20 protein-coding genes are annotated in these 20,213 nt (G+C 67.4%); 16 read left to right on the forward strand and 4 right to left on the reverse strand.

From position 1 onward, the window contains the following. Positions 1–171 precede the first annotated feature (171 nt). Positions 172–696: a hypothetical protein gene (locus ACN6LM_RS00950; RefSeq protein ID WP_445063311.1), complete on the reverse strand. Its 525-nt coding sequence runs from the start codon at positions 694–696 to the stop codon at positions 172–174. Positions 697–1,005: 309 nt separating this feature from the next. On the opposite strand from ACN6LM_RS00950, the gene ACN6LM_RS00955 reads away from it, so the two are divergent. The 13 genes from ACN6LM_RS00955 to ACN6LM_RS01015 all read left to right on the forward strand — a co-directional run bounded on the left by ACN6LM_RS00955 (position 1,006) and on the right by ACN6LM_RS01015 (position 10,838). Continuing rightward, a complete protein-coding gene (locus tag ACN6LM_RS00955) occupies positions 1,006–1,569 on the forward strand; it encodes a hypothetical protein (protein WP_445063312.1) in 564 nt (187 codons plus the stop codon). Positions 1,570–2,174: 605 nt separating this feature from the next. Further along, a complete protein-coding gene (locus ACN6LM_RS00960; protein WP_445063313.1) occupies positions 2,175–2,633 on the forward strand; it encodes a hypothetical protein in 459 nt (152 codons plus the stop codon). Further along, positions 2,630–3,058, forward strand: a complete 429-nt coding sequence (locus tag ACN6LM_RS00965) for a hypothetical protein (protein WP_445063314.1) — start codon at positions 2,630–2,632, stop codon at positions 3,056–3,058. Before ACN6LM_RS00960 ends, ACN6LM_RS00965 begins: the two co-directional genes overlap by 4 nt. Positions 3,059–3,070: 12 nt before the next feature. Further along, entirely contained in the window at positions 3,071–3,490 is a 420-nt protein-coding gene (locus tag ACN6LM_RS00970) for a hypothetical protein (RefSeq protein WP_445063315.1), read from the forward strand. Between the two features lie 30 nt (positions 3,491–3,520). After that, positions 3,521–4,414, forward strand: a complete 894-nt coding sequence (locus ACN6LM_RS00975; RefSeq protein ID WP_445063316.1) for a winged helix-turn-helix transcriptional regulator — start codon at positions 3,521–3,523, stop codon at positions 4,412–4,414. Then, positions 4,411–4,926 carry a hypothetical protein gene (locus tag ACN6LM_RS00980; RefSeq protein ID WP_445063317.1) on the forward strand — a complete coding sequence of 172 codons (516 nt, stop codon included), beginning with the start codon at positions 4,411–4,413 and terminating at the stop codon, positions 4,924–4,926. The genes ACN6LM_RS00975 and ACN6LM_RS00980 overlap by 4 nt, the downstream gene beginning before the upstream one ends. After that, positions 4,923–6,164: an MFS transporter gene (locus tag ACN6LM_RS00985; protein ID WP_445063318.1), complete on the forward strand. Its 1,242-nt coding sequence runs from the start codon at positions 4,923–4,925 to the stop codon at positions 6,162–6,164. Before ACN6LM_RS00980 ends, ACN6LM_RS00985 begins: the two co-directional genes overlap by 4 nt. Positions 6,165–6,205: 41 nt before the next feature. Continuing rightward, the gene (locus tag ACN6LM_RS00990; RefSeq protein ID WP_445063319.1) at positions 6,206–6,544 is read left to right on the forward strand and encodes a hypothetical protein; all 339 of its coding nucleotides are present in this window, start codon (positions 6,206–6,208) and stop codon (positions 6,542–6,544) included. 52 nt (positions 6,545–6,596) lie between these two features. Beyond that, positions 6,597–7,820 (forward strand): ATP-grasp domain-containing protein, encoded by a 1,224-nt coding sequence (locus ACN6LM_RS00995; RefSeq protein WP_445063320.1) that lies wholly within the window; start codon positions 6,597–6,599, stop codon positions 7,818–7,820. 33 nt (positions 7,821–7,853) lie between these two features. Beyond that, the gene (locus ACN6LM_RS01000; RefSeq protein WP_445063321.1) at positions 7,854–8,741 is read left to right on the forward strand and encodes a DUF317 domain-containing protein; all 888 of its coding nucleotides are present in this window, start codon (positions 7,854–7,856) and stop codon (positions 8,739–8,741) included. 32 nt (positions 8,742–8,773) lie between these two features. Then, a complete protein-coding gene (locus tag ACN6LM_RS01005) occupies positions 8,774–9,244 on the forward strand; it encodes a hypothetical protein (protein WP_445063322.1) in 471 nt (156 codons plus the stop codon). Between the two features lie 171 nt (positions 9,245–9,415). Then, complete coding sequence (locus tag ACN6LM_RS01010; protein WP_445063323.1) at positions 9,416–9,775, forward strand: hypothetical protein; 360 nt, start codon at positions 9,416–9,418, stop codon at positions 9,773–9,775. A gap of 49 nt (positions 9,776–9,824) precedes the next feature. Beyond that, positions 9,825–10,838 (forward strand): SpaA isopeptide-forming pilin-related protein, encoded by a 1,014-nt coding sequence (locus ACN6LM_RS01015; protein ID WP_445063324.1) that lies wholly within the window; start codon positions 9,825–9,827, stop codon positions 10,836–10,838. A gap of 151 nt (positions 10,839–10,989) precedes the next feature. Here ACN6LM_RS01015 and ACN6LM_RS01020 read toward each other — a convergent pair whose 3' ends face one another. Continuing rightward, on the reverse strand, positions 10,990–11,154 hold the full coding sequence (locus tag ACN6LM_RS01020; protein ID WP_445063325.1) for a hypothetical protein: 165 nt from the start codon (positions 11,152–11,154) through the stop codon (positions 10,990–10,992). A gap of 157 nt (positions 11,155–11,311) precedes the next feature. On the opposite strand from ACN6LM_RS01020, the gene ACN6LM_RS01025 reads away from it, so the two are divergent. Next, positions 11,312–12,232 (forward strand): hypothetical protein, encoded by a 921-nt coding sequence (locus ACN6LM_RS01025; RefSeq protein WP_445063326.1) that lies wholly within the window; start codon positions 11,312–11,314, stop codon positions 12,230–12,232. Between the two features lie 1,522 nt (positions 12,233–13,754). Here the strand turns inward: ACN6LM_RS01025 and ACN6LM_RS01030 are convergent. Continuing rightward, positions 13,755–14,621, reverse strand: coding sequence for a serine peptidase (locus ACN6LM_RS01030; RefSeq protein ID WP_445063327.1), 867 nt, complete (start codon positions 14,619–14,621; stop codon positions 13,755–13,757). Next, positions 14,618–19,144 (reverse strand): AAA family ATPase, encoded by a 4,527-nt coding sequence (locus tag ACN6LM_RS01035; protein WP_445063328.1) that lies wholly within the window; start codon positions 19,142–19,144, stop codon positions 14,618–14,620. The genes ACN6LM_RS01030 and ACN6LM_RS01035 overlap by 4 nt, the downstream gene beginning before the upstream one ends. A 242-nt stretch (positions 19,145–19,386) precedes the next feature. Between ACN6LM_RS01035 and ACN6LM_RS01040 the strand changes: the two genes are divergently transcribed. Then, positions 19,387–19,758, forward strand: a complete 372-nt coding sequence (locus ACN6LM_RS01040; protein ID WP_445063329.1) for a DUF317 domain-containing protein — start codon at positions 19,387–19,389, stop codon at positions 19,756–19,758. A gap of 103 nt (positions 19,759–19,861) precedes the next feature. After that, entirely contained in the window at positions 19,862–20,143 is a 282-nt protein-coding gene (locus ACN6LM_RS01045) for a hypothetical protein (RefSeq protein WP_445063367.1), read from the forward strand. The last annotated feature ends 70 nt before the right edge of the window (positions 20,144–20,213 follow it).

Below are 20,213 nucleotides of genomic sequence, written 5' to 3' on the forward strand. Positions count from 1 at the left end.
GATAGTCAAATGAGATGATTTTTAAGTAACCGCCCTGGCGAGGCGCGCAGGAGAGTACCCCCTACTGACCGGCTCGGCCACGTTGCGCTAGTGCTACTGAGCTTCGTGCGTCCTCCGAGGGTGAAACCCGGCCGGGCCACCAGAAATTTCGCACCGTCGTGGGCGGGAGCGCTACTCGCCGCCAGCTTCGCTATAGAGCCGTCGGAATTCGGCGTCAAACATGCCCTGAGTGAAGCCGAGATCCTGGTGAGCCGGCTCGTGGACCACGGTGCTCAGGCGGGCGCGAACTCCCTGGATGAACTCGACATCTGCGTCCAGATTACGGATCATCTCCGTCTGACCTGAGGGCGAGACGAAATGCAGGTCATGTTCGCGCCAGTACGAATGGGCAAGCCAGTTTCGACGCTTGCGGCACTCTGTGAGGTCTTCAACGAGGTCCGGATCACTCGGCGACTGGCCCTCGACATGCCTGATCAGCTCGAAGAGCTTCTTCTTGTATCCGCTATGCCATGGGTCGGCGATAAGTTTCGCCGCACTCTTCGCATCGATGATCTTGTGCAGCGCGAAGGCATGCACGAGTTCTACTTCCAAGAGCGCAGCTTGGTACATCGCGAGGCCGTACGTTGCGAACACAGTCTTGACCCGTTCGTCCGCATCGTCGACGCTGTCCGATCCTGGAACCCAGAGTGACGTCATAGTCTGAATTCTTGCGCAACGTTCCCTGCATCCGCCTAGCATTATTTTCAGCCAGACCTCGGGAGAACGTAGAGGTCAGTTCCTCTCGCCTCACGTCTGGCCTCCAGGCAGCCCTTTGTCGGCGTGGCCCCCAAGGGGGAGGAGGACGGCGCAGAACGCGGTCGGTGGCACCGCCCTCTCAGTGTTCCCAAGGCCGTCCTCGTTCCCGACCCGCAGTGATCCTGCTCGCCCTCAGAGTCAAGCCCGCCTGTCACGGCTCACCTCAAGCCCCTGACCCATGCGCTTGACTTAGTGCAGAGAATCTTCGTCATGCACAACCGGGCCGTCACCTGGGGAACCCCGGGGAAGCCCCAGATCGCCGCCCTCCACCTCAAGCGCGACCCGGCGACCCACACGTTCCGGTTCGCTAGCGACATGCTGCCGCTGCCGTTCATGGCGCAGTCCTGGCTCGTCGCCCGCGGCTGCCCCGAGGAGGCGATCCTCCTGCCCGAGGGCATGGGCACCGCCCCCGCGAACGATGCCACCCGCGCGTTGGAGAAGCGTTTGCGCAGTGACGGCGACCACTTCGCGCTGCTCACCAGCTACACGCAGGACAGCGAGCCGATCGAGACCACCGTGCTGCTGCGGGCCCTCGACGAGAACGCGGCCCTGCCCTTCCGAGTGCTACTCGAAGAGGTCGACAGCCACGCGTGGACACACACTCTGCGCGAAGGCGGCTTCCAGACGTTCCAGGCCACCACCCAGTGGTGGGAAGCGCACTGGAGGGGTGACAAGCCGCCGCTGCCCGCGGCCTCACCTGCGGTCCGGCACACCACTGTTGCAGCCCCCGTCGTGCCGGCCCGCCCTACACTGCCGCGCGGCCCGAGCCACTGAACTCCCCCCAGCGCACATGTCTTTCTCTCTGAAACCGGCGGAATGCCGCGAAACGCGTGCGGGGCAGCGCGGAACATAGCACGCAGTCCCCGGTTACCGAAACCGGGGATTCTGCGGACTCTTGTTATCAGCCCGTACGGCATCCGCCCGGGGCTAATTCCGCATTCCCTCCCCATAGCCAGTTAGGGAAAACTCCGTGCACATTACTCGCGTTGCCGATGCCGAGTTGTCTGTGCCGCGCTCGCGCTGCCCGCCGTCACCGCTACGTCCGTCAACGTCGAAGCCCCGGGCACTGTCCCCGCCTCCTCGCCGTGTCACAGGGCAGACCCGTACATGGCGCACGGGACCAGTACGGTCACCATCCGCTCGAAGGAGTCGTCGAAGTCGGATGCCGGCGGAGTCCTTTACCCGATCCACGAGCCCATCGTCCGCAAGGCAACCAGGACCGGCTCGTGGGTCCACATCACGGACAGGAAGACCGGGTTAACGGTCTGAGCTTCCGGAGCATACGTCCGCCGGACCGTCCACATGTACCTGGACTAACCAGCCGCGTCCCAGTTTCTCATTCCCGCAACGGAAATCCTCGAAATGAAGGGAGCTACGCTGTGTCCGATACCAGCGAAGACGTGTTGAGCGTCCTCACCGAGCGCATCGAGGACCAATTCCAGATGCCGCTCGCCGACCTGCGCCGAGCGGTTGAGGCGGCACCGCAGTCCGACCCCGAGGCGACCACCCTCGTGCACTGGCACGGCCTGCTCACCGAAACCCAGCAGGCACTCGACACCGCGGAAGACGCGCTCGTCGAGGCGCTGGGCACCCAGCCGGCCGACGTACTCGACGATGCCGTCCTGGAGTTGGCCCACCAGGTCAATGCCGCTGTCGCCTCCCGCGACGGCCGCGCCATGGTCGTGAACTATCTCCTCGACCCCAACGCACCCGGCAAACGAGGCCCCGGCGCGTGGCGTGGCGCGTCCCCCGCCGCCCGCCGTGCCCCGGCCCTGCCCACCACCCCGCCCACGCTGCCCAGCGCTCGGAACACGACAGTGCGAGGGACAGCACGGTGAGCGTTGTCGATAGAGCGACCAGCCGCGATGTCGCACTGCAGGAGGCGTTCGGCGCCGAAGTGGACGCGCTGTACGTACAGTCAGCTTGTGGCGAGGCGAATGCCGCCGTCCAGCGCGCATTGGAGCTGCGGAGCTTCCTCGCCGTCGCCGAGGAGCATCTGGAACAAGTGCACAGCATCGCCGAGTCCGACTCCCGGATGGGCGAGCTGTCCAGCGACGACGTCCACCGTCACGACCAGTGGATCGAGGCCGCCGTGGCTAGCTGCGACCTCTACGAGGCCGCCCTCGACGAGCTGTTCCTCACCATGCCGCCGCCGAGCCACCCGAACGTTCCGCGTGCCGGCCCGCGACCCAAGGTCACCGCCACAGCGCCGCCCGCCCCGACCGGGCCCCGAGCCGGGCCGGTGCGGGCCCGACGCCGCTGAAAGCGACACCGATTGCCCTCGCCAGACGACCCCGCCCACGCCGTTTCCCAGACCGTCGCCCAGCGCATCGAGGCGCTGTACGGACAGCCGCTCGCTGAACTCGAAGCACTCGCCGATGTCCCCGAGAGCACACTGCTCGCCGCCCTGACCAGCAACCACAGCGCCCTGGCCCTCGCGGAACGCAACATTGCCTTCCAGCTGCGCCGACTGCGTGAACTCACCGCTCCCAACAGGGACATCGGCCAGTCCGACGCCGTCCACATCCTCGATTGCGCCCGCCGCATCGCGGAATCCGTCGCCTCCCGCGACGCCTACGCCAAGAGCACCGGCGCGGTCCTGGGCGGCCTGCGCCGCGCCTCGGCCCCGGACACCCAACGCCCGGCTCCGCCCGTGCCCGCGGCCCCGACGGCCGCGGTCTCCCGCACCCGCTGATCCACTCGTACCGCTTGAGGAGCCCCTTCCTTGGCCACCACCGCGCCGACCCCGTTTGCATCGCACGACCTCTCCGGCGTCACCAAGACCCTGGATCTCCTCGCCCCGCGCTGGAGCGTATGGGTGCTGATGACCCTCTCCTCGCAGACACTGCGATACGCCGAGATCAAGCCCAAGCTCCCGTGGCTCGCGGACGGCCAACTCCACCCCCGGCTGCGCCATCTCACCGGCGCCGGCCTCGTCGAGCGCACCGAGTACGCCCCGCGCCACGTCACCTACGGCCTCACCAGCCGCGGCGCTGCGCTCATGCCGGTCCTCGCCACGATCGCTTCCTGGGGCGACACGTATCTGGAGAAGGACTTGGTCGGCAACAAGACCACTGGCGAGATGGAGCCCGAGCGAATCCCGCCGGCCCAGAACATCGACGATGCGCTCGCCCTGCTCGCGCCGCGGCACGCCACCCCGATCCTGTGGTCGCTCCAGGCCAGGGGCAGCGCAACCGCCAAGTACCTGGCCGCCGACGCCATGCCCGGCTACGGGCTGACCGCCGTCTACAAGCCGCTGGAGCGCCTGGCCGCCGACGGCCTCATCACGGCCGGCAACTCCGGCGACTACCTGCTGTCCGCCAGCGGCCGGGCACTGTCCCCCGTCTTCCAGGCGATCTCCGTCTGGGCAGGCGCCCCGCCCGCCGAGGCCGATGCCCGCCGACCTCGGGGGCTGGGCCTGGCCCCGTCGCAGAACCGTTCCGGACCCTGGGCGACCACACCGTCACGGCGTACGGCACCCGAGGCTCCCGCAGTACGGTCCGCCGGCCCCGCCCTGACCACTACGCCGCCGAACGGCCCGGCACGGAAGGCGGGCGACCTCTTCTCCCATCAGATACCGGCCCGTCCGATTTCCCCGACGGGAGGCCCGCGCCGATGACCCGCGCCCTGCCTGACAGCCTCCTGCACGAACGTCGCACCATTCGGACCCTCACTCTGCCGGGCCTGATACGTCTGATCACCGAGATCGACGACAACGGCCCCATCAGCCACCGGCGCGGCAGTCTGCAAGGCGCCTTCGGCGACCTCACCCTTGGGCAACTGCGCCACGCCATCGACACCGCCCGCGCCCTCGACCTGGTCCACTCCGACGAGACGACCCCCGAGCGCTACCGGCTCACCAAGAGCGGCGAGGCCCTCGCCGAGGTCTACGACACCGCGGCCCGCTGGGCCCGCGCCCGCAACCTACCCGTCGCCACCGTCGACTTCGTCGCCCGGGTCCAGCACACCCTCCAGCTGCACAGCCGCGACCCACACCCGAACGGACCGATGCCGGAGCCGTCGGCACCGCGACGGGCCCTGACCGACTGGCTGCAGTCCAACCCCGGCGCCCTGCACCACGCCGACGCCCGCTCCTCTCAGGAGCCAGCCGAAGGCGAGCACGCTGCGTGAGCACCCGTATCGGACCGCGGCATGCCCGCCGCCCGGTCCCCAACCTGCTGCGCAGCATCTACCTACCTCGCAGCATGGACGCCGGCGCACTCGCCATGACCACGTACGGCATCCCCCTGCTGGTGCTCGCCACCACAAACTCCACCGCACTGACCGGTCTCGCGTTCGCGCTGGAGTGGCTCCCGCGACTCGGCGCCTTCGCCCTCGCCGGAGCGATGGCCGACCGCTACGGCACCACCCGCGTCTTCCGCCTCGCCTCCGGGACACGAGCAGCCGTCGTCCTGGCCGCCGCGATGGCCCTGCCCGAACTACAGGCCGGTCTCAGCACCACCATCACGGTCATGACGCTCGCCGCCCTGACCGGCATGCTCACAGAGTTCTCCTATATCGCCGCCGAAACCGCAGGCGGCGTGGCTAGCCGGGCCGCCGGCGAGCGCGCCCACCGCGTGCAGTCCGTACTGCTCGGCATCGACCAGGTCGGCACCCTCGCCGGCCCCGCACTCGCCGGCCTGCTCCTGGAGCAGGCCGGGGCATCCGGGATGCTGACCACGATCGCAGTCTTCTCCCTCCTCGCCTGCGCGTTCGCCACCCGTCCAACCGCCCAGCAGCGGACCACGGCCCCGGAGCCCATCCTCAAGGGGCTCCACACCGGATGGACCACGCTCAAGTCGCTCCCCGCGCTTGCCTGGCTGATCACTGGGCTCACCTTGTCGAACCTGGCTGCGGGCCTCCTCCAGGCCGCGGCCCCGGTGATCGTGGTCAAGCAGCTCGGACACTCCAGCGCTGACGTGGGTGTGATCTGGTCCGTTGCCGCCGCAGCGACATTGGTCACGGTCGCGGTCTGCCACCGCGCCATCGACCGGTGGGGCCTGTGGCCCGTCGGTGCCGTCTCCGCATGCATCGCGTCGAGTGCATGCCTGGCCGTCTCGCTGACCCACACCTACACCGCATACCTCGTGTTGATCGCGGTGCTCATGGCCAGCGAGGGCGGCATGACCGTCGTACTGCGCACTCTGCGCTCCCACCTCATCCCGGCCGAGGTGTTCGGCAGCACCCTCGCGATGACGGTTCTCGTCCTCCTGCTGCCCTTTCCCGTGGCAGGCGTTCTCATCGCCGCCGTGCCGCCCGCACTGCTCGGCCACGTGATCACCGGCTGTGCCGTTCTCCAGGCCCTGGGCCTGTTTGTCGCCTTCGCGCGTCTGCGCACCCTTACCGGCTTGCGCGTCTCGCTCGCCTGATCTGCCGGCCGCCCCCACTGTTCACCTTGGAGATCCATCCGATGCCCACGACCGATGTCACGGCGACCCAGACCGTGCTGCCGGTGTTCCGTCCTTCGCTTCGGGCCGGCTCCCGGCCCACGCTCACCGACCAGTTCCTGGCCTACGACTCCGAGCACCCCTACGTCTACCGGGCCCTGGAGCGTCTGACCGCCGAGCGGGTAGCTGCCGGCGCCACCCGTATAGGGCTCAAGGGCCTCTTCGAAGAACTGCGGTGGCGGCTGCCCCAAGGCGTGCGTGGCCTCAACAACAACTTCACCGCGCTCTACGCGCGCAAGTTGATCGAGGACCACCCCCACTGGGCTTCTGCTTTCGAGCTGCGCCACCGCCGCACCCCCTGAACCGCCGCGCACCATCTCTCAACTACGTCTCAGCGACCCTTCTGGAGTTCCCTTGCCCTCTCGCACCATCCTCGTCGTGACGTCCTCCGGTCCGGAGGCGCAGGCATACCGCGGCTACTGTCTCGAAAGCGTCGCCGCTTCCTACGACATCGTGCTGATCACCCCCAGCGAGCCCACGTGGGAAAAGGAATTCATCAGCGACTTCGAGATCGCGGACCCGGACGACGCCGAGGCGCTCGACCAGGCTGGCCGGGCTCTGGCCGACCGCCACCAGCTGGCCGGTGTGGCGACGTGGACCGAGTGGTACCTCACCCAGACTGCTCGCCTCGCACGCCAGCTCGGCCTGGCCACGAACAGTCCGGAAGTGATGGAGGCGGCCCGCAACAAGGCCACCGCCCGCACCTTGTTCGCCCGGCACGGAGTCCCCTCGGCCTCCTCCATGACCGCCCGCACACTCCTGGAAGCGGCGCTTGCCGCCGAGACAATCGGCTACCCCATCGTCCTCAAGCCCGCTGCCCGCGCCGCCAGCATCGGCGTCATCCGCGTGGACTGCGCGGAGGAACTCCCCGCCGGCTTCGAGTTCGCCTCGGCGGAAGCACGCGACGGTATCGAAAGCACTCACGTCCTGGTGGAGGAATTCCTCGACGGTCCCGAAGTGAGCGTCGAGTGCGTCACCTACCGCGGCCACACCACTGCGGTTGCCGTCACCCGCAAGACCCTCGGCGACCCGCCGTTCTTCGAGGAGGTCGCCCACTGCGTCGACGCGGCCGACCCACTGCTCGCACAAGTCGCCCCCGTCGCCGCGGCAGCCGTCAAGGCACTCGGAATCACCGACGGCATCCAGCACGTCGAGATGCGCCTGGTGAACGGGCGCCCGCGCTTGATCGAAGTCAACGCCCGCGTGGGCGGCGACATGATCGGCCACCTCGTCAGCCTGGCCACCGGCGTCGACCTGCCCCGCGCCGCTGCGGACGTGGCCTGCGGGCTGGCGCCCGACCTCACTCCCACACGCAGTCAGGCGGCGGCGATCCGACTGGTCTACCCCGCCTACTCCGGCACTCTTACCGAGCTCAGCCTCGACGGCACCTTCCCTTGGCTCGAACGCGTCAGCTTTCAGCGGGAAGTCGGCGATCACCTCGTCCTGCCGCAGGACGGGGGCGACATGTTCACCGCCCGCATCGGCTTTCTGATCACCACTGGCACCAGCGCCGCGGAAGCGCGAGCACGCTCCACCGAGGCGTACCGGCACCTGGTGGTCCAGGTCACCCCTGCCTAGAGCCTCCCCGAGCGCCCGCCCCGGCCCTCCCGGATGTCCAATTTGACCGATCCCGACTTCGACATCGACGGCGATGTCTACGTCTTCCCCCGCTACCTGGCCGGCACCACCGGCATCGGCGACCCCGCACTTGAGCCCCTGATGCAGCTGGGTTGGGAGCTGACCCATGACGACCTCGGCAACGCCTATCTCAATGCCCCCGACCACAAGGTCCGTCTCGGCTTCCTACCAGAAGGCGACGACGACGGACTGTGGCGGATCAACGCCTATGCGGACCGCTTCGGGCCGCCCGCCTGGGGCGTCAGCTTCAACGACAGCTGCCCCACCGAGGTCGTCACCGCCTTCACCACGGCCCTGGCCCAGGCGTACCAGAACGGGCCCGAGTACTACCTCGCCCGCCCCGATCCCACGGATCGCGAACTCACTGCCTTCAACGCGGTTGCCCCTCTGATCAACCGTGGCTGGCAGATCCAGCATCGGCGGTGGGGTGTGTTGGAACTGCAGACCCCGGACGGGATGGCCGGCCTGGAGTACACCACCGGCCGGCTCGACGCGGAGAGGGAACTCACCACACTGGAGGCCCGCTGGTACATGTGGGGCGGCCCGGAGAACGGATACGCGCGTTGGTACGCCACTGCCACCACCAACACCCCGACGCCGCTGGTGAAGGCCATCACCCAGAGCGTGTCCGACCCCGAGCCGGTGCCGCGCTGGAAGGACTTCCTGCCGCGCGGACTGCGCGACCATGCCCAGCTGGTACCCGTGACACCGCCACCGCCCCCGGTGCCCACACCCCTCGAACTCCGCCGCACCGCTTCGAGACGGCGCCCCGCGCTGACCACACGCAGCGTCCCGCGCTGGGGCACCACGACGACCCCACCGGCGATCCTGCCCGCGCGCCCCTCCCGCCCGCGCCGCTGACCTGCCGGACTCCCCTCTACCCGTGAGGTCATGTGCCCCTTCACGCCCAGCAGTTTTTCGATGACGTCCTCGAACTGCCCCTCTATCAGTACGCCGTCGTCGGTGACTCCCTATACGCAGCCCCCCAGCCGAACTCGTCTCTGCGGCTGCGGATCGATTTCGCCCCGACCATCCGCCGAGACGAGTACAACGGACTGCGCCTGCGTGTCATCCATCCCGAGCAAGGCGAAGTCGACACGGTTCTCCTCCGCTTTTCCGAGTACGGCACCTTCGACCGACGCGATACCGCCCGCGCTCTTGTCGCCGGAATGGACGGCTACGCCGTCTTCCGCGACTGGCACAGCAGTGGGCCCGCCTGGGACGGCGCGGACGGCACGGGACTGCGCACCGTGATCGAGCAGTACATCCACCTGTGGTTCCCGCCGCCTGCCGTGTCACCGCAGCAGGCCCGGCCGGTCGCTCAGTCCACACCCACCCCCGGGGCTTCACCCCGCACTCGCTAACCAACCAACAGACGAAAAGAGTTCCGGTTGCCGCCGCGATGGCTTCCACTCCACCGAAGACAGCAGGAGCGCTCGACCTCCTCTTCGGTTCATGCCCCGCCACCGCCGCCGGGCCCGAACGGATTCTGGATCACCGACCCGGATTTCCGCGACCGACTGCACAGTGCGACGTTGATCCTCCTCGATATCGTCGAGGACTGCCTCAACGATGACGACGTCTCGCTCACTGGAGTTCTCGGCGGTGCCCGCGACCACGCCGAGCACATGCTCGGCGTCCCCAGCACCTACGGCGTCCTGGTCGAAGCCGAGGCCGCAGCGCAGATCGTGCAGGCCGCCGGCCTCGACGCCGGCTGCCCCTTCGGCCTGGCCATCGCCCAGGGCCTGTCCGGTATCGAGCAGCTGCCCGTGCAGCACCAACAGCAGCTCGTCCGTGCCGCAGCCCGCAGATACGCGATCACCGCGCCTTCCCGTTCGCCCGCCGCCCCGGCGACAGCACCACCTCCGCGTCCGGCGCCCGGCCGCTCCCGCTGAATTACCACCCCGCTCCATCAACCGTACGTGTTCCCTTGGAGAGCCCTACTTGCGCATCCGCTCCGTTCGCACCCTGCCAGCCGCTGTCGCCGTCGCCGCCACGATGACCGGAAGCCTGTCCTGGGCACCGACCGCCTCGGCCCAGAGCCCCGATCCCACCCCGTCCACTTCCGCGTCTTCGACTCCGAAGAACGCACCCGAACCGGAGTCCGGCGGCGTGGCCATCCTGAAGAAGGGCGCCGGCGGCGACGTCCTCGCCGGGGCGGCCTTCACCCTCTTCGATTCCACGGGGAAGGAGGCTGCCAGCGGCGAAACCAACGCCCAGGGGCAGCTCGCCCTGCGGGACCTCGCTCCCGGGGTCTACCGTCTCAAGGAGACCTCCAGTGGCAGTCCGTTGCATGACACTGTCGATGACCAGGACGTGATCGTCACCCCCGGCGTGGACACGCCTCTGACGATCGTGGATCCGCTCAAGGACGCCTCGGTCCTACTGAAGGCCAAGGATGACAAGACCGGCAAGCTGCTGGCCGGATCCACGGTCAACATCGGCCGCGGCGACAAGACGCTCCTGACGCTGACCACCGGCTCCGACGGCACGGCAAGCGGCAAGCTGCCCACCAGCTCCCGTACCAGCAGCGACTTCTGGGTCAAGCAGATCAAGGCGCCCGACGGCTACGAGATCTACAAGCCCTCGAAGGCGTTCAAGGCCAAGCCGGGCGATCCCGTGACGGTGACCGTCACCAACGCCAAGACCGCCACCACCCCGCCGCCCACGGAGAAGCCGACCGACGAGCCGAGCGACAAGCCCACTGATAAGCCGAGTGGCCGGCCCACGCCGGACAAGCCCGGCAAGGACGAGGGCACCCCGGCCCCATCGACCGCGCCCACCCACGAGGCCGCGTCGAACACCGCGGTCCCCACACCTGCGGGCTCGCTCGCGCACACCGGCGCGGACGCCACCCTGTGGATGATCGGCGGCGCCGGAGTGCTGATCGCCGCCAGCGGAGGTGCCCTCTTCGCGGCCCGCCGACGTCGCACGGACGACTCCACCGACGACAACTAATCAACCTGCCGCCGTACCCCCGAAGGCCCCCGGAATCACCGTGATTCCGGGGGCCTTCGCGCGGTGCGGGCAGGACCCGGCAGGCCGCGCTACACGCATCCGGTACTTCATCCGGTCACGCGGCCTCGGTTCCGGAGCCTCCCTGCTCAGGTCAGCACGAGGAGGCGCGGATGTGGACCAGTTGGAGAAGCTCGTGGACCAGCCCGCCGGTCAAAGTGGCGGAAGCGGCGTAGAACGCGGTCTGTCCCAGGCCCTCGATGAGACGGCGGCGGGCTCGGCGCCGCTTCGGTGCCCGGCGGTGCGTACGGTGGTTCATGACGGTCTCCGTTCAGGGGATGAGTCGGCTGCCCCCGCACCGCGTGTTCCTGGCAGGGATACGGTGCGGGGTGCAGTTCCTGTTGGCCCTAAGCCTTATGGCTGACGTGCTGTGAATGCAGCTCCGGAGGCTTGAATCTCGATGTAAGTTCTGGGCCATGGAAGGCAATCGGGCCAGCACGTGGGTCGAGGGAACGTCGGCCGACCTGGTCGCCGACGCGCTCGCGCTGGCCGTGAAGGCCAGTCCCCGGATGGTGACCTCCTGGGTCGAGGACGGCATGCTGGCCAACCCCGAACCGCGCAAGACCAGCGCTCATGGCAGCGATCCGCGGGTGTTCCCACCCGAGCAGCGCGAGCTGTTCACCAGGCTCTTGCAGGCCCGGGAACGCTCCACGCCGGGACGCATCCCGCAACGCTCCCTGATCCGCGTCGTGCTGTATCTGTGGCTGATCGACGACACGATCGTGCCAACGCCGCAGGCACGCCGAGCCTGGCGCACCCATGCGCGCGCCACGGGACAGACGAACGCCGTCCGGCGCAGCCAGAACGTCCGTGCCGTCGTCGAGCAACTCGCCCACCCGTCTGCCACTCTCAAGCAACGGCGCGCGGCCCAGCTCGTCCTTGAGGAGGGCGAGAGGACCGGGCAGATCGATATCGACAGACTGACGTCGGTCCTCACAGAGCTGTACTCGCCCTGGCCGGCCCAGCCGGGTATCCCGAGGATCGAGCGAGCCCTACCCGGCCCGTTCGGGCCGGTCTCCGTCCAGCACCACATCGCCATGTGGCGGGCCCGCCAGCAAACAGTCCGCCTCCTGCGGCACGAGGAGATCGACGAAGCCGAACTCGACCGGGTGCGCGCGGTCTACAGGCCGATGTGGGCCGAGTACCAGGCCCGTCGACCCACCATGGCGGCTGTCGGCGCCGGAGAGTTCGCGGCATACTTCGCAGAACCCGACACCATGGAGGGTCGCGCGATTGAGGCCGTCGATGCTTTCGTGGGAACCCTCGCAGGCGAACACGGGCTGATCGAAGCCGCGTTTCACGCCGCAGAGACAGCACGCCGCAAATTGGTGCGCTGACGGGCACCGCCCGCCACCGCCGCTGCGCGGCCCCGATGTGCCGCGTGCCCCCAGCGGGTCCCGGGCGGTGTTCACACCACGACCGCGGGCGCAGGAGGTGTCCGGTTCTCCGGATTCCGCACAACGCGTCTAGGTTTGTCGGGTGCGCGCGGCCCCAGATGGTCGCGCCCCTATCGCCGGGGCGCGGCCATTTTCTCAGTCTGATTTTCAACTGACCCATGTGCACTACAAGTGGACCATCGCGCACTCTCCTTCTGGACGCACATTCGAAAGTAGGGGGAAGTGATTCATCCGCTTGTGAAGATTTCCGGACTGGGGGCTGCCCTCGGTTCTCCAATGCGCGCTGTACGCGCGTTGCGGCGCGCTGGGCGCGCAATCCAACGGCCCTTTTGGCTACACATGGGGGAAGGGGTGTGATTTCGGACTTCTCGGGAAGGTGGCTTCCGGCTTTGCGGCACGACATATCGTCGTCTCTGCGATGTCGGTTCCGTCCGACGCGTGCAACTCCAAGCATCAGCACATGAGTTCGTGGCCATACCACTCGCATTGGTGCATTGGAGGCACACATGGACGACGGGGAGTCTCGCGACAAAAAGAAGGGACCAGCAAAGGTCTTGATCACCTTCCTGTCAGCGCTGGCTGGTCGAGCTGTTGCCGACTGGTTCAGCGACTGGAGGAGGCGCCATAGCCTATAGCTGGTCCCTGGTCACCCTTCGCTGACCGCACATGCGGTCAACTGGCCGGGTCGCACGAACCCGTCCTTGCGGGGTCACGTCTTGCCGGGCGTGGCCCCGCTCTTTCGCTGGCGACAAACTATGAACCCGACGCCTCCCATTCAATGCCTAGGCATGCGTCAAGTTATATGTGTCGTCACCCCAAGCACTGTAGCGCGCTCCCCGCACGCGCGGGGGTGGTCCGCGCTTCTTATCGTTCCGAATCTAGGCAGGTCGCCGAGCGTGCTCCCCGCGCGTGCGGGGGTGAGCACACTCCTCTCTCAGGCCCTCAATGCACAGTCGTAAACCCAATTGTGCAATGACGGTGGCACTTGGCGTTCCTGCCAACCGCCGCATCTGGACCACCTGCACCGCCGACTGCACTCCGCCGAGGTAGCGGTACCTGCACCGGGCAGCCAAGATACTGTGCGAGCTTCGGGCCGGTGACCTTCTCGGCGTGGCCTACATACGGTGCCCTCTTTGCGCAGTCAGCGGTACGGTCCTCCGCAGTGGTGCTCTGCGGTTGGGGTTCCGCTCCGCTGCCTGCGTCGTTGCCAGTGGCCGGCCCGCGCGTCCGCCCCTGCGTCGGAAGCGGCCTCGGACCCGTGGCCGATCGGCCAGCGAGTGGCCCTTGGCCGTGAGATCCGGCCACGAGGTTCGAGATCCCACGGATGACAGGGAGGAGCCGTCCTCTGACATCCAAGACAGTCGTTTGACAGCGAACCCAGTCGTGCGAGGTGAGCACGCTCCTGCATGCAGGAGCGTTGCCCACGACGCTACGTCGTTGAACACGCAGACCGACGAGAGTCTCACACGATCTGGTCCGAGGTTGTCGAGTCGAGGACGAAGGGAGCAATCGCTGCAGCGGTGAGCGGGGAGGACAAGTACGCGCCGAGGGTGTGGAAGTCGATACGGCCAATCGGGGTATCGGCGTGCTGGTCAACGGGGAATCGGTTGCCGAGCCGACGGGGAATTGCTACAAGGTCACCGGTGTCGGCGAGGTTCACCCAGTATTGGACCCCGACGGGTCGGGCACCCCGACCGGCGATGGGTGCGGGCATCAGGTGATCAAAGATCCCGCCTGGCAGGCCCAAGGGAGAGCCCAGGGTTACGAAGCAGTCAACAGTCAGTTCGGGGTGTGCATGGAGGGCCTCGTACGCGACGACGGAGCCGAGGGAGTGCGCCAGCACCACGCGGGGCCGCACCCGGCGGATCGACTCGGCCACGGCGGATCGGGCGGCATCCCGTATCTGCGGAACGTGGAGGTAGCGGTGGACCTCGCCCGCCAGCTGGGCGGCGAGCCGGATGACCGTCCCGATGGGGATGTTGCGGCGTCGGGAAACCCAGGACAGGACCTGCCGCAGCGGCGCAGTAATCAGTCCCTGCCGTTCCTGGAGGCTGGGCGAACCCAAAGCCAGCGCCCAGGCGATGACCACGGACTGTTCTCGTTCGTCAATGGCAAGCACATCCGGTACGATAGTCTGCCGCTCTCCGCCGCGGGTGTGATGAGCGTAGTACGCGGCGTGGAGGGCGGGGAGTTGGTAGGCGCCCAGTCCGGCGGCTGTGAAGCCGTGCTGAAGTTTGAGTCGCCACTGCCCTGCTAGTTCGGTGGCTGCCTGTTCCGGCAAGCGTCCGTTCAGGTGGTTGCCAATACCGTGCACTGCGACGATCGTCACTGCTCTGATCCTTTCTCCGAGTAACAGTGAACGGAGTACGCCGGGAATTGCCACGGACCGCCGGTGGTCACGCCGTCGACCTCGCTGATCTCGTACATGTGTGCCTCCAGTCGCACGACCTCAAATCCGTCGGGCGTCAGTACGTCGACGAGAGCATCGTGGAGTTGGGTAGTCGTCGCAGTGATGGAGTGGTTGCAGACCAGGCCGGACGACGGCGGCAGTCCTCTCTCCCATTCGTCGGCGGTATGCAACTCCCATCCGTCTGCGCGGGCATCGCCACATAGCAGTTCGCCCGGCAACCATGCCAGGACGTGGGTGACGTGGACGCTCGGTCGCGTCGGATGGACCTCCTGGGCCGTCGCGGAGCAGGTCCAGCCGAGGGCGGTGACATGGCCGGCTTTGCTGCCGACCAGCACGCCGTTCTCGTAGGAGGCGATCGTGTGTACTCGATCGGGGACTGGGGTCGGCGGTCCGAGGGGATCGCCGGATTCGACATCCCACGCCTGTACCTCGGCCTTGTTGACGGCGGCGACGAGTACCGGCCTGCCGTTCACTTGGCTGACAGCCATCACCCGAGGCCCGGCCACGGGGACGGTACCCACGAGCGAGGCTGTCATCAGGTCCCAGACTCGCACCTGATCGTCGTCCGATGATTGTTCGGCAGCGAAAAGGCGCTTGTCCTGCATCGCGATCGCGCCGATCCGGTCCAGCGTGATCGCTTGCCGCAGGGTGTTGTCAGCCAGGGACCAGAGACAAACCCTGTGTTCATTGTGGACGCTGATCAGGAGGGACTCGCCGCCAACGGCGCCTGCGACCAGCTCTGTGACCGGCCCGTCCACGCTGGCGAGGAGGTGGGAAGTCGATTTTTTGATTGTGTCCCAGACATGGATACCGCCGTCGGCATCGCCGACCACGGCCCACACCGAATCGCCGTGCGGCACGGCGGCCAACGCGGTAGCCGGGGCGGGGAGGCGGATCGTCGATTCCAGGGCGTCCTCACGGACATTCCAGGTGTCGAGCTCATTCTCCGTGGTCACCGTGACGATGTAGGACGCGTCGCTGGCCGTCACGGTGGTGGCATGACTGAGCCTGCCCAGGTCGGTCAATTCGCGCTCCTCGGCGCCGGTGTTCAGGTTCCAAGCCTTGATCGTGCCGGACCTGAGTTCGGCGCTGAGGGCGATCTCCGAGCCGCCGAGCCGGATGGTGCCGAGCATTGAGGCGGGGTGCCAATGGTTTTGGCCGTGGCCGAAGCGTGGGCAAACGTCGAGGTCCCACACTCGTATGTTGTCGTCGCGATGGGCGGTCAGCGCGAGCTGAAAGCGGTTGACGCGGCGGATATCCCCTAGCACCAGCCTTCTGTCCTCTGGGCGTGTGATGACCTGGACGGTGTCACCGTTCGCCCGGACCGCGTACATGCTGGCGGTGTAGGCGGCGAGGGACAGAAGCAGGGCCGGCGCGTTGGTGCGCTGGATTCGCACTGCTTGCAATTCGCCGGCGGATGTGAGGCAGACGGGCCGCCCGTCCAGTTTGTGCAGCAGCCTCGGTGCTTCATCTTGAGGTTCGGCGCAAACATAGTGGATCGCGAGGGAACCGTCCGCGGATTCCACCGCGATTAGCGAGGAGATGGCGGTGTTCCCGGCGTTGATGGTGTCGAGGGTTTTACCGAACGACTCATCCAGCAGGCCGATCCGGCTGATGTCACCATTGACCCGACCAACTACAAGGAAGGTTTCGTCCCCATTGTCGGCGACAGCCAGGGCAGAGACCCCGGCACCGTCGAGGTACGCGTCGGCAACGATCGCACCCGTGGCGAGATCGTGCAGTCGCAGAACGTTTTGGTCAGTCACCAAGGCAATGACCGCCCGCTCCTCCAAATCCACGATCACCATGTGAGTGATGGCATGTCTGTCTGTCCGTTGCGTCGAGGAATACCTGGGGACGGCGCCGGTTCGGCTCGGTGTGATGTCCCACGCTTGGAGGGAGCCGTCGGTGCCGCCGAACACAGCGAAGAGCCGTCGATGGGCAGCTCCCAGGGCCAGGGCCGACACCGTGGTGCCCAACTCGTCCTTGGTGAAGACGTGCAGCAGGGACTCCTCCGGCAAGCCCGTACTCCAGCGCGTGCAGAGCACCGCCTGTTGGTCTTGGAGGTGGCGCGCCAGTCCGGCCGCCCGGTAGGTCACGAGGCTCTGCTGAAGCCTCGCACGCCGTGTCTCCAGCAATCCGTCCTGTCCAAAGAGGCTGCCACGACCGAATGCCTTCTGGTACGCGGCTCCAGCTCGCCGCGCCGTGGGCGTTTGTGTTCTGTGAACGGCTCCCCAGATGCTGTTGTGATCGGCGCGGACTAGGTACTCCGGGTGCAGGAACAACAGGTCGACTGCGGATGCGCCCGGCACAGCGGCGGCATGATCCATAAGGTGTCGTAGCAGATAGGGGGCAGCGAGGTCCCACCGAGGCCCCTCAGCACCCCACCATCCGGGGACGGTCGACAGTAGCTCGTGGAAGAGCTTGTCGGCGAGCCCGTCGAGTTCGGCCCCGGCGTCACGGAAGTGCTCGGTGATCGTCTCGTGGAAGAACCGGTAGAGCTGACGCCCGTCCGAGTCGATGTTCGTCCGTAGATAGAAACGGGCGGTGGCCAGCTTCTCGCGGGCTTCACCCAGTGTCAGGGGGCGAAACCCCTGACCTGCGGCCATGGCGGAAGCGGTGGCCGCTGCCGCCACAAGCTCCAGTGGCATACCCTGACCCCGCGCTTGTGCCAGCCCCACCATTACGTGCCGCATCCACGGGTCACCGTCCAGCGTGGTCCGCAAATGCAGTTCGAGCAGGTGCGGCAGCGTCTGCGGCAGCCGAGCGACCGCCTCGGCAGGTTGCAGGGGCACGCCGGCCCGCAGGAAGTCGGCGAAGAGTGCTGCGACGAGGAAGGTGCTGCGCCCGCGGGTATGCGCGATCGGACTGGCAACCGCTCGGGCTACGGACTCGCGGAGGGCCTGGTCGCTGTAGCCGGGTGCGCTGTACAGGATGTCGGCGATGTAGGTCGTGAGGTCGTTCGTAAGGTCCTCGACATTGGAAGAGGTGTCCAGGTTAAGCACCCTCCCGCGGGCGCCGAGCTCTAGCCAGAACCGGTGGCTGTCCGCCGGCGGCGGGCGCATTCCTACGAGTGCTCGGAAGGCGGGGCGACCGTCGGGGCGGGGCGTGCGCAGGAGCTCGGGTAGCAGATCGCGGGCGATGCCGTCGCTCTCCAGGGCTTCGTCAACGGCATCGAGGATGAGTATGACCGGTTCTGGTAGGTCCTGGGCGATGCGTTTGAGCTGGTCGAGAACTGGCTCACTGCTAGCATCGTCCGGCTCCGTATCCTCGGGGATCAGTTGCGCCATGATCGAAGCGATCACCTCGGCCATGCTCCGGTGCCGGGCATGGACAGCGACAAGAGTCGGGTACCGACGCTCCGGGCGGAACTGAGCAGGAATGCGGCCAACCAGCCCGGCGCTCAGCTCGGCAAGCTGGTTGTGCGACAGGAAAACCGTTACCCCCAGCAGCGCCGACTTTCCGACCCCAGGGCTTCCGGCGACCAGCAACAGGGGTTCGTCGCTCGCCAGCCAGGAGCGTATCCGGGTCAGCTCACGGGTCCGCCCAGTGAACAGGCAGCCCATGATCGCAGCGGCATCGTCCAGGCGGCCGGACGCCCGGGTGAGGAAGTGGACGGGGTCCAGACCGGGGTCGAACTCCGTCGCTAGTTCCCGGACTGCAAAACGCATTCGACTCCGAAGACGTTGCCAGCCGTCTGTGCTAAACGCCGGGTTGGCGAAGAACTCCGGTACCGGCAACGAGGCGGCCCGGCGCGGCGAGTGCACCACGGTCTGCGGATATCCCTCGCCGAGGCGGACCAGCTCCCGTGCGATCTCGTCGGCGACAGCCTCCACCGGCACGTGGGACAAAGCCGGAGAAATATCCCAGTGGCCCAAGCGGAGCCGCTCAAACGCTTGGGTCGCGGCCTTGGTGAACCGCGCGTCAAAGGCGCTCTCGTCCGCCGTGCAGGCTGCAATCACCCAGGTCCTACGATCGCCCTCGGGAACGTCCTGGAACAGCTGATAGTCCGTCGCGGCCCCTGCACCACAAACATCGAGCAGGAACAGCACAGGAGACTGGTTGGACCCGTGCTCGACCTCGTTCAGCCATCGACCTACATCAATCGCCGACTCCGGGAGGTCGGTTGGACGGCTGTCGTGCACGGGCAAGTACAAGACCCGGCGACGAAGAGCCCCGTGGCCAGCAAAGTGAACGATACGAGGCCGGCCCGCCGAATCGTGCCGCAGTTGCCGCCAGCTCTCCTCAACGCTAACTCGATCCGCGTCGATCACCGGTTCACCGACGTGCAGGCCGTCGAAGCGCGAAAGCACCGAGGCGAGTTCACGCACCTGCGGTTCAACCGCCGGCAGCGGACGGAACCCCTCCGACATGGGGTTCCACTCGCCGTCGACCACGCCCTCAAAGGCCCCAACCCCGAGCAGAAGTGCTCGAACCATCATCCCCCCGTGCCCCTACGCTTCGGTCTCCAGGCTATCGGGATCGAGGCTGGTCACCCACGCGACTAGATTCCCTGTCAGATAGCCCAGGCGGCTGTGTTTGCCGCCAAACGTATCTATTGGATGACGAACGATATTCGCCGATGGCAGACAGGGAAAATCGCCCAGAGGACTGGTGGACGCTGCCACGGCATGTCAACCTGAACGACCTCCCCGTAAAAGCACCAGGTCAGAGAGGTGATGCTATGGCTTTGAACGCGGCGCAACCTGGATTCGCCACCACGGTCGCGGCCCCACGGCTCCGCTCCTGGAAGCTGGGCGCCGGCCAGCCGATGGAGGTGCTCGACCAGTTCAAGGACGCCGATTTCACTCACGTCGTGGACGACCGGGGCGACGTGCACGTCAGCTCGCGCGACGGCCGCTTCTACCTCGGCTACTTCCCGAACGGCCGGCCCGGCGGCGCCGACGAGGACTGGGTGAGCGGCGAGGGCTGGGCTATCGCCATCACCGGCACCACGAATGTGCCGGGGTACCGGATGGCCTTCGGAACGGACACACCGGCGGAGATCGTCGCCGCTGCCGTGGCCGGAATCCTGGCCCCCACCCGGCCCCGGTGACCTACAGACCCCTTCCATTCGTACGCGACGCGTACGCCGCCTCTGCTCTCGCGGCCCTGTCCGCCACCGCTAGGAGAACGCCTTGGACCCGCACGCGCCCGAGATGACCGTCGGCGAGATCCTCGACCTGCTGTCTGCCTGCGACCGCGACACACCTGTCCGGCTCGCCATCAACCCCTTCTTCCCCATGGCCCACCGCCTGGGCGCTGTCCACAAGGCGGTCGACGAGCGCGACCTGCCGATGGTCTACATCGCTGAGTCCGAGGGAGCGGAGCAGTGCGGCCCTCTGCCGCCCGCGGTGGCTGTGGCTCTGACCTGGCAGGAGCCGGTCGAGGCACCCCGACGCCGCCGACGCGGCGCGACCGGGCCGAACACCGGCCAGTGATCCATCCCCGAACTTACGGAGGCGCCCCTGCACCCGCACCACCCCATCGAGCCTTCCCACCCCGGCCCGC

The organism is Streptomyces sp. SAS_281, assembly GCF_052542855.1.

What these genes read in the sequence shown, in the direction of transcription:
- ACN6LM_RS01000 (WP_445063321.1), top strand. Translation starts at nt 7,854, where the DNA reads ATGTCCAATTTGACCGATCCCGACTTCGACATCGACGGCGATGTCTAC.
- ACN6LM_RS01035 (WP_445063328.1), bottom strand. Translation starts at nt 19,144, where the DNA reads ATGATGGTTCGAGCACTTCTGCTCGGGGTTGGGGCCTTTGAGGGCGTG.
- ACN6LM_RS01020 (WP_445063325.1), bottom strand. Translation starts at nt 11,154, where the DNA reads ATGAACCACCGTACGCACCGCCGGGCACCGAAGCGGCGCCGAGCCCGC.
- ACN6LM_RS00990 (WP_445063319.1), top strand. Translation starts at nt 6,206, where the DNA reads ATGCCCACGACCGATGTCACGGCGACCCAGACCGTGCTGCCGGTGTTC.
- ACN6LM_RS00980 (WP_445063317.1), top strand. Translation starts at nt 4,411, where the DNA reads ATGACCCGCGCCCTGCCTGACAGCCTCCTGCACGAACGTCGCACCATT.
- ACN6LM_RS01045 (WP_445063367.1), top strand. Translation starts at nt 19,862, where the DNA reads ATGACCGTCGGCGAGATCCTCGACCTGCTGTCTGCCTGCGACCGCGAC.
- ACN6LM_RS01040 (WP_445063329.1), top strand. Translation starts at nt 19,387, where the DNA reads ATGGCTTTGAACGCGGCGCAACCTGGATTCGCCACCACGGTCGCGGCC.
- ACN6LM_RS00955 (WP_445063312.1), top strand. Translation starts at nt 1,006, where the DNA reads ATGCACAACCGGGCCGTCACCTGGGGAACCCCGGGGAAGCCCCAGATC.
- ACN6LM_RS00950 (WP_445063311.1), bottom strand. Translation starts at nt 696, where the DNA reads ATGACGTCACTCTGGGTTCCAGGATCGGACAGCGTCGACGATGCGGAC.
- ACN6LM_RS01025 (WP_445063326.1), top strand. Translation starts at nt 11,312, where the DNA reads ATGGAAGGCAATCGGGCCAGCACGTGGGTCGAGGGAACGTCGGCCGAC.